We start from the raw sequence: 12,054 nt of genomic DNA, 5'->3' as shown, positions 1-12,054 counted from the left end.
ACTAAATATATTAATTACTGTATTGTTCTGCCATTCCCACGGCAATCTTTCGCGCACCCACAAATGGCATCCGTCCATGCGCTGTAAGCATATTATCGAGCATTAAAATATCTCCAGCTTGCCAGGGAAAAATAACCATTTCTTGTTGGTAAGCAGAGCAAATTTCATCTAGTACAGCAGGTTCAATTGCTGAACCATCACCGTAATAAGTATTGTGGGGCAAATCTGATTCTGGGAACTCTGCTAATAATGGTTCACGAATGCTTGGTTCCAAAGTTGAGATATGAAAGAAGGCAGCGTGATTAAACCACACTAGTTCATTTGTTTGTGGGTGTGTAGCAACCGCTTGACGAACTTGACGGGTTCTCAAGCGATTACCCTCTTTCCACTCGAACTCAATGCCATTACTACGACAAAATGCTTCTACCTCAGATGGATTGGTTGTTTGAAAAACTGTTTGCCAAGGTAAGCCAAAGCCGTCGCCAAAGTTACGGACATACATAACTCCTTTTTGACTGAAGCGATCGCAAATTTTACCATCAATCCGTTGCAACAATTTGCGAGTGTCTGCAATTGGTGTTTCTCCTCCTTGTTGTGCAGGCTGGATACAAAAAAAGAAAATCTTTAAAGGCCAGGTTTTGGCGTAAGAAAGTTCACTGTGCAGAAAAATGCTGGAGTTGGCAGGATAATCAGTTGAAGTATAAATATTACCTTGGATTGGGCTGCGTGGTGAAGAGCGATCGCGATATTCCAGTAACTCTCCAGTCACACTTTTGATAAACTGCTCAAACTCCAAATAGTTCTTCACCTGAAAATTCCGAAACAGAATTCCGCCATGCTTAAACAGATGGTTTGTAATCAACTCCCGATTACTCGCCGCCCAAGCAACTAAATTCACTGCATCTACAGTAGGTTGGATAAGCAAAGGAAGCGAATTTCCTGCCACTAAAGGCACTGCTTTAATCAATTCGGCTGGCGAAACATTGACACCTTGCCGTTTAGTTATTCGTAACTCATTGAGACTAAGTTTTGGGGACTCTGGAATTTTCATAATTTTGCTCCGAGAATTCCCTTTAGCTTTTAATACTGGTAAAAGTCAAACTCATTTCATCTGCTTTCTGGTCGATTTCTGGAAATTCTAGTCCCAGATCATCCAATGAATTGACACCTAGAGTTTCCAAAACGAATGGTTGCAAAGTATTGTTTTCAATAAAGTTGCTACCTTCACTATTGTCGCCTTTATACACAATTACTAAATTATGGTAAAAGTGCAAAGAAACAATATTTTTATCAAAATAAGATGGAGTATAGCCGGGATTTAAAAATTCTTCATAATTCAATCCATCAACTAATTTTTTAAACATATTCATCACAGTTTTTGGGTCGTTCAAGTCAAGACTTCCACCCACATTTACCCAATTTTGCATCATCACACTTTCTTGAGCAAAGTCTGACCACTTTTGTCCAAGACTTGGCCAGTAAGAATGATGAATATTTTCCGCAGCATAAATTCCGCCTTCGTTGAGTACAGGAAAAAATTTGTAGAAGGCTTTAATATGATGTTCATTAGCCGAACTGCCATCTTCAATGATGATGTCTAATGCTCCTGTTTCATTGAAAACATCTTTCATAAAAGATTCATCATTCTGATCGCCGTGAAATATTTTAATTCGGTCTTCTTCTAAATACCTTTTATCGACAATATCAATACCGTAGATCATACTATTTGGAAAATAAGTTTTAAAAGTTTTTAAAGCCTCACCTCCAATTGTGTGATCTTCGTAACCACCTACACCAATTGCCAAAATCTTGAGTTTTTTCCATTTGAGGGGAGCAAAATGACTTTGGTAACGATGAGCAAACCGCAGTCTAGGCCATTCCTCATGGGCATAAAGAACCGCTACTTTACTTAAATCATTTGGCTGTAAAAATGCCCTAACTTGACGCGAAAAATTTTTTAATGATTGGATTAAGTTCATTGATGTTACTCCGATTTATTTTTATCTTCAATTAATTAATTAATGACTTTACGCTTAGTTAACTTCAGCTTTTCTAATGAGGTGAATTCCAGCTCTTTCTCTTTAATTTGCTGTTGTTCTTTGTCGGAAGTAACGATGATTTCGGCTAACTCATTCAGTCTGACATCTGGCTGCTCAACAACATTGCGTAGCAGAATTTCAAAATGAACAATCATTCGTCTAATAGTCTTGTCATCAAACAAATCTGTTTTATACTCTAATGAGCCGTTAAATCCTTCTACACTTTCCCAAATACTGAATTTTAAATCAAATTTGGATGTACCACTATCAACCTCTACGGGATGCAGAGTTAGCTCTGGAAGTTCTATAGATGGAATGGGAGTATTTTGCAGAATAAACATTACTTGAAACAATGGATTGTGGCTTAAGTCCCGCTCTGGTTGCAATTCTTCCACTAACTTTTCAAAGGGCAATTCTTGATGAGCGTAAGCACCCAAAGCCACTTCGCGTACACGCCCTAACAATGCTCGAAAACTCGGATTACCTGATAGATTTGTACGCAGCACCAGGGTATTAATAAAAAACCCTATTATTCCCTGAGTTTCTGCTCTAGTACGACCTGCAACAGGTGAACCAACTAAGATTTCTTGTTGATTTGTATAACAATACAACAAGGTCTTAAATACCGCTATGAGTGTCATAAACTGAGTGACACCCTCTCGTTGATTTAATTCTTTTACTGCCTCACTTAGAGCTTTGGGAAATGCTAGAAATTGCTTTTTACCAGTGAAGGTTTGTATTGCTGGCCGGGGTCTATCTGTAGTTAGTTGCAGTACTGATAGATTACCGCTTAACTGCTGTTTCCAGTAATCTAGTTGGGTATGAAGAATTTCTCCTTGCAGCCATTTTCTCTGCCAATCAGCAAAATCTGCATACTGAATGGGAAGTTTAGGAAGTAGAGAGGGTAAGTCATGAGAAATAGCTTGATAAATCTCTGCTAGTTCTTGAATCAGAATACCAATAGACCAACCATCGGCAATAATGTGGTGCATGGTCAAGAGCAATATATGCTCTTCTGGTTTCAAATACAAAAGTTGAACTCGCAGCAGTGGCGACTGTGATAAATCAAAGGGTTTTTGAGCGAACTCTGTGGCGAAGCGCAAAGCCTCAGCCACAGTTGCTTCTGGTAATTCCAAAACTGGTAGTGTCAACTTCACACTTGGGGTAATCACCTGAACTGGTTGCCCTTTCACAGATACAAAGCTAGTTCGCAAGGCTTCGTGACGCTGTACGACTTCGTTAAGACTTTGTTCTAATGTCGCCTGATGAAGCTTCCCAGTTAAACGTATTGCAATGGGAACGTTGTAGAAGGGGTTATTAGGTTCTAACTGGTTAAGAAACCACAAGCGCTCTTGGGACAGACACAGGGGTAGTTCTTGATTGCGAGAAATCGGCTGTAGCAGTGGTTCTGAAGATTTTGTAATTGTTAATTGAGAAAGAATTTGCATTGCTAGCAGAACGACACTAGCATCTTGGAAAAAATCTTCAACGGATATTGCTACCCCAAAATCTACCTGAATTCGATTTTTTAGATCGAAAACTATTAAAGAATCGAGTCCCAAGCTATTTAGTGGTTGTTCTGGTTTCACTTGAGAAACTTCAACTTTTAATATCTGAGCAATTTGTTTTTGTAAGTAAGATATCAGCAATGGTAGGCGGGTTTCTGGTGCTGTTGCCATAATTGCTTCACGGCTCAGATTCGTCTTGTTCTCAAGGTCATCTGCACTATCCAGGATACTCTGGCTGATAACTTTCAGTTTATTTGCCAAAAAATTGGCTTTTGTGGCACGGCGTTGAATTTTGCCGCTAGAAGTTTTGGGAATGCTACCTGGTTTGATTAGTACTACTGCATATACTTGCACATCATGTACTTCTGCAACGGCCTGACGAATTACAGCAGTAACTTCTTCAAAATTTGGTTTGGCACGAAACTCCAATTCCTGCACCACTACCAGCCGTTCTTCATGAGCAACTTCCACTGCAAAAGCTGCACAGCTACCTAAACGCAATGATGAATGGCTGCATTCTGTAGTTAGTTCGATGTCTTGTGGGTAAAGATTACGACCTCTGATGATAATTAAATCTTTGGCTCTACCTGCAATGAAGAGTTCTCCATTGTGCAAAAAGCCTAAGTCACCAGTACGTAAAAATGGCCCTAATGTTGTGCTAACTCCTGTGCCTTGGAGGTAGGCGTGAAATATTTGCTCCGTCTCTTGTTGCCGATGCCAATAACCTTGCCCAACACTAGAGCCTGATACCCAAATTTCTCCAACTTCGTCAGGTTGACAAGGGATAAGAGTCTCTGGGTTAGCGATCGCAATTTGTTGTTGTGGTAAAGTTTGTCCACAACTGACAAAACGTTGAATATCTTCACTATCAGTATTTGCTTCAACAACCCGGTTCCTGGAAAGTGCCGATTTGACAACTGTTATGCAAGGAGGTGCAGCTTTTTTTACCCCGCCAGAAATCATCAGAGTTGCTTCCGCCATCCCATAACATGGGTAAAATGCTTCCCGGCGAAAGCCACACTCTGCAAAAGCCTCTGCAAACCGTTCTAAAGTATCCTGCCGAATGGGTTCAGCACCATTAAAGGCAACACTCCAACTACTTAAATCAAGGGTTGCTTTTTGCTCAGGGGTAATCTTTTGAATGCACAATTCATAAGCAAAGTTTGGCGCTCCGCTAGTTGTACCTCTGTAGTGAGAAATTGCCTGTAACCAACGATAAGGTCGTTGTAAAAAAGCTGTTGGGGACATCAAGATGCAAGGAAATCCACCATACAAAGGTTGCAAAATACCACCAATCAATCCCATATCATGGTAAACAGGTAGCCAAGAAACAAATTTACTGCTAGGAGAATGTTCCATAATTTGGTAAGTCATAGCGGCATTGTGGAGCAAATTGCCGTGACTAAGCATGACTCCCTTTGGTGTCCCTGTAGAACCTGATGTATATTGCAGAAAAGCTAGGGTATCTGCATTGATTGGAGTTTGTTGCCAAGCGTCTTCTGAACCTGGCGCTATATCATCTGTAGTCAACCACTGGAGACTTTCTAGGTTTGCTGCTTGTGCAAATATGGATTGTAATGTCGGGAGCATTGCTGTTGTAGTCAGAGCAATGCTAGGTTGGGCATCTTTAGTAATAGCGCTTATTCTGGGTGTTTTGCGTTGATTGAGAGGTGGATAAGCCGGAACTGCAACAACTCCAGCGTATAGACAACCAAAAAAAGCAGTTAAGTAATCTAGTCCAGGTGGATAAAGTAATAAGGCTCGTTCCCCATTTAAATTTAAAGCTTGGAGTTGAGATGCGATCGCACAAGAGCGCTTCACCAGTTGTTGATAAGTCAGTGTTGATTCTTGAGTTTCTCCATCTTCAAGGAAGGTGAAAGCAATTGTATCTGGCTGTGTCAAGCTTCTTTGATGCAGAAGATCAACAATTGTGAAGTTAGGGTCAATTTCTTTAAAGTCCTTGATTTGTATAGCCATTTGACTTTCCACAACTAGATGCACTCTTGCTTAAATACTGCTGCGATACATTCAACTTTTATCCTGCCAAAATGAGAACGCAAATATCGATCGCATTCCACAGGTAAGTTTTCATCCCACAATTCCGACTTTCTACTAGCTAAGGCTTTTTACCTCTTTTAGGAGAGCCTAAACAAAGGAGTTCTTAGCGAAATACTAGACGCTATTGCAAATTTCAACTCAATAAAGTTTTAAGGTTTTTATTGAGAGCAATTTTCAAGTACTCTGCTTACTTTAGAGGAGAGTATCGCTTTATGCAACTAGCTATTGATAGGTAATTCTTATTGATTTGTGTAAATAGATTATATTTTTATAACCTGATCTTCCGTAGATTAAGCTGATTTTCTGTCAGCGATCGCAGCAAGTTAGAGCAATGCTTAATCGGGCAGAATACAGACCATCACAGGGACAAGGTACTCATTAAAAAAGCGGTTATAAACCCCTTTTGCACGAGGCATCACTAACGTCCGTGGGTTTCAAAACCTTGATTTGGCCTTATTCGTTGGCAAATTGATCGGGAGTCTAACCCATCAGCCGCAAGCCATCCTAGTTTTCTTTAATTTCAGTGCGTTTAAACGCACTTAAGCTATGGGCAATCAATTTATTGCATTCCATTCAAATGAAATTCGGTGTATTCTTTGCTTGTAAAATTAGTATAATTTTATACTAATTTATTTAGTAAAAATATTTTAAAGTCTTCCAAATATTGATTAGGACAACATTTTATTTTGTAGCACTTATCTCATGTTTGTATCATTTTAAGTGTATCTGCTCCAGTTATTAGCTGTCTTTTAGCTTTATAAGCTAGAAAACTTTGATAAATACTGTCAAATATATTGCAATAGATTCTCACTTTACTTTGTGGCTAAAATAGTTTAATTTCAGATTTGAAATGAAAAACTTTTCTATTAAGCTCTAAGGCTACTAGTAGACCGTGAGGATCTGGATTGGAATGAAACTGAAAAAATTACTTCCCTACCTGTTATTAACAAGCTCTTTGACTGTATCGATCGCAACTGCTGCTAGAAGTGAAGAAGTAGGGATAGGTGTATCAGAGCATCTCAAGTCAACTCCAACAGATGCTAATTCCAATCAACCATTTACTGGGGAACCAATCAGAGAGATTCAACAAATAAGCGAGTTAGTACATCCTGGCAAGAGTGCAGAGATACTTCGACAGCCACCACAACTCAGCCAAGGGAGTACCACGGAAATTGTCCCAGTGAGTGCAGTTAAGGCTAATCCCACCACTCAGGGAGTGGAAGTGATCTTACAAACTGCCCTTGGTGAAAAACTCCAACTGGTGAATCGCAGTTCGGGCAATAATTTTATCACTGATATTCCCAACGCCCAATTACGTTTACCTTCAGGTGATACATTCACATTTCGCTCGGAGCAGCCAGTTGCAGGTATTACTGAGATAACAGTGGCAAACCTTGATGCCAAAACTATCCGAGTCACGGTGATAGGTGAAACGAATGTACCAACTGTAGAGTTGTTTGACAGTCCTGACGAGGGTTTGATTTTGAGTGTGGCTAGTGCAACTTCTTCCACATCGCAGGGACAACAAACACAAACACCACAAAAGCCTGAAGCAAATCAGTCAGAAACAGAAACTCCGCCAAGTCAACCTTCTGCGGCGAGTGATGAACCGATTGAACTAGTAGTGACGGGCGATCTTGATGGATATCGTGTACCTGAAACATCAACTGCAACCAGAACCGACACCCCACTGCGCGATATTCCTCAGTCCATTCAAGTTGTACCCAAACAAGTAATTGAGGAGCAGGGAATCACTCGGATTTCAGATGCAGCCCGTAACGTGTCTGGTGTATCGGTGGGAACAGGCTATAGTGGCGCTGTAGATGACTTAACGATTCGGGGATTTCTCAACTCAAACATCCTGAGAAATGGCTTCAAAACTCAAAACGCTTTTATCTATGGCGCAAACGTCGAACAGGTTGAAGTTCTAAAAGGCCCAGCTTCAGTACTATATGGTCAATTTGAACCAGGTGGTATTGTTAATTACGTCACAAAACAACCGTTAAATGAACCCTACTACGCAGGTGAATTTACAGCAGGAAGTTACAGTTTTTATCGTTCATCCATTGATATTTCTGGGCCCCTGACTCCAGAGAAAAATCTTTTATATCGTCTCAATATTGCCTATGAAAACTCTGGAAGTTTTCGTGATTTTGTCAATGGGGATGTTTTCTCTATCTCTCCCATTGTCAGCTATAAGATTAATGATGCCACAACCATCTCTCTAGAATACGAATATACAAAGGTCAATAGAGTATTCGATCGTGGTTTTTTACCTAACAGTGTTTTTCTTGACCTCCCTATCAGCCGGAATTTAGGCGAACCAAGCGACTCGATTGATATTGAAAATAACCGCTTTGCTTTAACCCTAGACCATCGATTTAATGAAAACTTGCGTCTGCGGAGTAATTTATCTGGTCAATTTATTAAGACAAATGATACCCACATTAATCCTAATGAGTTAGTTGGCGATACCTTATCACGAGACTACTCTACAGGTCTTTCTCCTGGTGAAAATAACGATTTATCGCTGCAAACCGATTTGATTAGTGAATTCAAAACTGGATCAATTCAGCATCAGCTACTTTTTGGGGTGGAATTCAGTAGAAGCATTAGTAACTATTCACTCGATCAAGCGAGTATTTCACCACTCAATATCTTTGCTCCTGTCTATGGATATGAAATTCCCTCCCGTGAAAGTTTTACCTATGCAGTAAAGTCCGATTCAACCACAAATACAGCAGCAATTTATTTACAAGATCAAGTGACATTGCTGCCAAATTTGAAATTGTTAGTCGGCGGCAGATATGATTTTGTTGATTACAATAATAAATTCATTTCTGACACAGTTAATGGTAGCGAGCCAGAAGAATCTAATTTTTATGATACAGCCTTTTCACCGCGTGTCGGATTAGTTTATCAGCCAATAGAACCAATCTCGCTGTATGTCAGTTATAGCCGGTCTTTTGTACCCAATAATTTTAGGTCGAATGGAGAAGCACTGGAGCCTTCGCGGGGTACTCAGTATGAAGTCGGGATTAAAGCCGATCTCAGCCCTCAGATATCGCTGACGTTAGCAGCTTATGATATTACAAAGACCAATATACCGACAGTTGATCCTGATAATCCTGATGTATTCTTTGCAGTCGGAGAGGTAAAAAGTCGTGGAATTGAACTGGATGTGGCAGGAGAAATTACACCTGGTTGGAAGATAATAGCTTCTGGTTTTTTAAATGATGCTTATGTTAGCGAAGACAACGATCCTTCTTTGCAAGGTTCGCGTTTGGTAAATGCACCCTATCACGGCGCTAGTCTATGGACAACTTATGAAATCCAGAGTGGTGATTTGCAAGGGTTCGGTTTTGGTGCAGGGTTATTTTTTATAGGCGATCGCATTACTAACCAAAGCGATCCGTTTACTCTTCCTTCCTATGTTAGAACCGATGCGACTATCTTCTACAAACGTAATGATTGGGGAGCCGCACTCAATTTCAAAAATCTGTTTGATGTGAAATACTACGAAACCAACGGCTTTTATGTATTCCCACAAGCACCTTTTACAGTTCAGGGCACAATTTCATTCAGTTTTTAAATTCTCTTTGAACCTCCTTTTAGTAAGGCGAGGGAGAAAAAATCAGTTTTCTTCCCCTTTATCAGAAGGAATGAGAAGGGAATGGCACTAAGAAAAGGTGAAACCTCCTTGCTGGCAGGGTGTGGGAGGTGTGGGAGGACGGGGAACAAGTCTTACCCCCCACACTCCCCACACTCCCCACACTCAAAATCTTGTTATATCAGGGCTTTGCGATTAACAAGCGTGCCATTCGAATGAGAAGGGTAATCAATGTATGTAAAGGGTATCTGCAATGAAATCCAAAACATTCCGTAACTGGGCATTTAGTCTACACCGCTACCTCGGTTTAGCTATGGGATTTGTGCTGATTATCATTGGCTTGACAGGTAGTTTATTGGTCTTTCAGAAGGAAATTAACCACTTTTTAGTAGCCCAACAGTTTGGATATATCTCTTCCCAAGAAGCGCCACTATCTCTAGAGTCAGTGGTAAATACTGTGAAAGCGGAATATAATTCATCCCGAAAGGACCTAAAGCTCAATAAAGTCTATATCCCTTCAGAGCCAAATGAACCAATTATGTTTGCCTTCGTTGCTCCTGATGACAAAGGGATAGATGTTTTTGTCAATCCTTATACTGCTGCAATCATGGGTGAGCGATCAGACAGAACATTGATTCTTCTGCTATATGAACTCCATTATAATCTGATGGCTGGAGACATTGGGATGACCATCGTTGGAGTTATAGCATTCCTGTTGCTAGTTCTGAGTATTACGGGTGTCATTCTCTGGCCTGGATGGCGCAAGCTGATTGCAGGATTCAAGATCAAGTGGAATGCTCATCCAAAGCGGCTGAACTTCGACATTCATAAAGTAGCAGGCATTATTACAGTGGTGTTCCTGGCGCTGACTGCCTTTACTGGCTTCTGCTGGAATTTCTACGACTTCACTGAACCCATCATTTATGCAGTAACATTTACCAAAAAGCAACCAGAACCTGTTTCTCTGCCCAAGCCTGGTCAGTTACCGTTGCGACTTGCAGAACAACTAAAAATTGCTGACGCTGCCTTGCCAGGTGCTATGGTCAGGAGTATTTCCCTCCCTAGTCAACCTGAAGACAGCTTGACAATTAGCTTTAAGCTACCCCAGGAAAATGCAGAACGTGGTCAGAGTAATGTTTATCTTGACCAGTACACCGGTAAAGTTTTGCGAGTTGATAATGCTTTAAAAATGCCATTGGGCGATCGCATCCTCAACTCTTTTATTCCCCTACACTATGGTACATTTGGTGGTTTATCCACGCGCATTCTCTACGTATTTGTTGGATTATCACCCTTGATTTTATTTATAAGTGGCTTTGTCATGTACCAACATCGCTACCGAGAAAAAGCTGTCCGCCACAATCAGGTAATAGAACTATCAAAGAACCATCAAGATTAATTGAAGGTTAATTTGCCAACCGCCACAAACCTATAATTTAAGACTCATACAAGTGCGTATATTCATCATTATTTGGCTTGGTCAAACCGTTTCTATTATTGGTAGTGGGATGACTGGCTTTGCATTCACTATCTGGGTATGGGAACTAACGCATCAGGTTACAGCAATAGCGTTGTTTGGGTTGTTTGCACAATTGCCACAAGTATTGATTGCTCCGATCGCTGGGTTTATTGTAGATCGTTGGAACCGTAAATATCTGATGGTAGTTGGGGATACAGTGAGTGGTGTTGTAGCGATCGCTGTCTTACTACTTTATTCAACGACACATCTGCAATTATGGCATTTATACTTAGCTGTTGCTATCCAAGGTATTTTTGAGGTAATTCAAGAACTGGCTTACTCAACATCCATATCTACGATGATGCCCAAGCAGCACTACAGCCGTGTTAGCAGTCTGAGATTTTTATCTGATTACGGTTCTAGTATCATCGCGCCAACACTAGCAGGCATTCTCTACTCAGTTATTGGGCTTGTTGGGATATTAATTATCGATATTGTGAGTTTTGTATTCGCTGTCACCACAGTTTTAGGAGTACATATCCCACAACCTAGTATGACAACAGTAAACACTCAAAGTTTCACTAATTGGAAGCAGGAGATTTACTTTGGTTGGCATTACATTGCTGTACGTCCAAGTTTGCTTGCTATGCTAGTGTTGGCATTTGTATTTACATTTGCCCATGACTTTGGACTCTCAATCTATTCACCGATGGTTCTAGCGCTGACTGGCAATGACGCTAAGGTGTTAGGCACTTTAGCCTCAGCAGCAGGAATTGGTGGAATAGTTGGGGTATTGCTCATCAATAGCTGGGGTGGTTTCAAGCGTCGTATCGATGGGGTGCTACTTGGTATGATCGGTGTTGGTTTAGGCAAAATTATCTTTAGTCTAGCTAAGACACCATTGATTTGGATTCCAGCTCAATTTTGTTCATCTGTGAATTTTCCCATACTTGGCAGTTCTTGTGATGCTATCTGGCTAACCAAGGTTAATCCTCAGATACAAGGACGTGTTTTTGCGACTCTAAAGGTTGTAACATTGATTGCTTCAACGGTTGCTTATTTGATAGCTGGGCCACTAGCCGACTATATTTTTGAACCTGCAATGATGCCAGATGGTAGTCTTGCACCCATATTAGGCTGGATATTCGGCACGGGAAAAGGTTCGGGTATGGCAGTTTTGTACTTCATTTCTTCGCTAGGGATGTTATTTATTGGCTTAAGTGGATATGCTTTCCGCACTTTGCGTAACGTAGAAACTATACTGCCCGATCATGATGCTAATACAGCAAATGTTAAGCCCTATGTTTAGTTCCATTTCAAGCGTAGTGAATCTGGTTTTATAAGTAGCTAGTCGTTAAAGTAAATTTATTTAGGCATCTG

At 40.6% G+C, this 12,054-nt stretch carries 6 protein-coding genes; 3 read left to right on the top strand and 3 right to left on the bottom strand.

The window, feature by feature from the left end; translation table 11 throughout:
• Nucleotides 1-10: 10 nt before the first annotated feature.
• Genes V7K69_RS27360 through V7K69_RS27350 form a run of 3 tightly spaced genes read right to left on the bottom strand, consistent with a single transcriptional unit; the run spans nt 11 to nt 5,524 of the window.
• On the bottom strand, nt 11-1,051 hold the full coding sequence (locus tag V7K69_RS27360; protein ID WP_335040285.1) for a TauD/TfdA family dioxygenase: 1,041 nt from the start codon (nt 1,049-1,051) through the stop codon (nt 11-13).
• Nucleotides 1,052-1,073: 22 nt separating this feature from the next.
• Entirely contained in the window at nt 1,074-1,979 is a 906-nt protein-coding gene (locus tag V7K69_RS27355; protein ID WP_335040282.1) for a hypothetical protein, read from the bottom strand.
• A gap of 35 nt (nt 1,980-2,014) precedes the next feature.
• The gene (locus V7K69_RS27350; RefSeq protein ID WP_335040280.1) at nt 2,015-5,524 is read right to left on the bottom strand and encodes a condensation domain-containing protein; all 3,510 of its coding nucleotides are present in this window, start codon (nt 5,522-5,524) and stop codon (nt 2,015-2,017) included.
• Between the two features lie 991 nt (nt 5,525-6,515).
• Between V7K69_RS27350 and V7K69_RS27345 the strand changes: the two genes are divergently transcribed.
• The 3 genes from V7K69_RS27345 (at nt 6,516) to V7K69_RS27335 (ending at nt 11,983) form a co-directional block, all read left to right on the top strand.
• Nucleotides 6,516-9,197, top strand: coding sequence for a TonB-dependent siderophore receptor (locus tag V7K69_RS27345; RefSeq protein ID WP_335040278.1), 2,682 nt, complete (start codon nt 6,516-6,518; stop codon nt 9,195-9,197).
• A gap of 271 nt (nt 9,198-9,468) precedes the next feature.
• Nucleotides 9,469-10,614 (top strand): PepSY-associated TM helix domain-containing protein, encoded by a 1,146-nt coding sequence (locus V7K69_RS27340; protein ID WP_335040276.1) that lies wholly within the window; start codon nt 9,469-9,471, stop codon nt 10,612-10,614.
• Nucleotides 10,615-10,666: 52 nt separating this feature from the next.
• Nucleotides 10,667-11,983, top strand: coding sequence for an MFS transporter (locus V7K69_RS27335; protein WP_335040274.1), 1,317 nt, complete (start codon nt 10,667-10,669; stop codon nt 11,981-11,983).
• The last annotated feature ends 71 nt before the right edge of the window (nt 11,984-12,054 follow it).

It is taken from the genome of Nostoc sp., from assembly GCF_036917775.1.
Taxonomy (GTDB): Bacteria; Cyanobacteriota; Cyanobacteriia; order Cyanobacteriales; family Nostocaceae; genus Nostoc.
This window is presented reverse-complemented; position numbering and strand designations above follow the sequence as displayed.

What these genes read in the sequence shown, in the direction of transcription:
- V7K69_RS27360 (WP_335040285.1), bottom strand. Translation starts at nt 1,051, where the DNA reads ATGAAAATTCCAGAGTCCCCAAAACTTAGTCTCAATGAGTTACGAATA.
- V7K69_RS27355 (WP_335040282.1), bottom strand. Translation starts at nt 1,979, where the DNA reads ATGAACTTAATCCAATCATTAAAAAATTTTTCGCGTCAAGTTAGGGCA.
- V7K69_RS27350 (WP_335040280.1), bottom strand. Translation starts at nt 5,524, where the DNA reads ATGGCTATACAAATCAAGGACTTTAAAGAAATTGACCCTAACTTCACA.
- V7K69_RS27345 (WP_335040278.1), top strand. Translation starts at nt 6,516, where the DNA reads ATGAAACTGAAAAAATTACTTCCCTACCTGTTATTAACAAGCTCTTTG.
- V7K69_RS27340 (WP_335040276.1), top strand. Translation starts at nt 9,469, where the DNA reads ATGAAATCCAAAACATTCCGTAACTGGGCATTTAGTCTACACCGCTAC.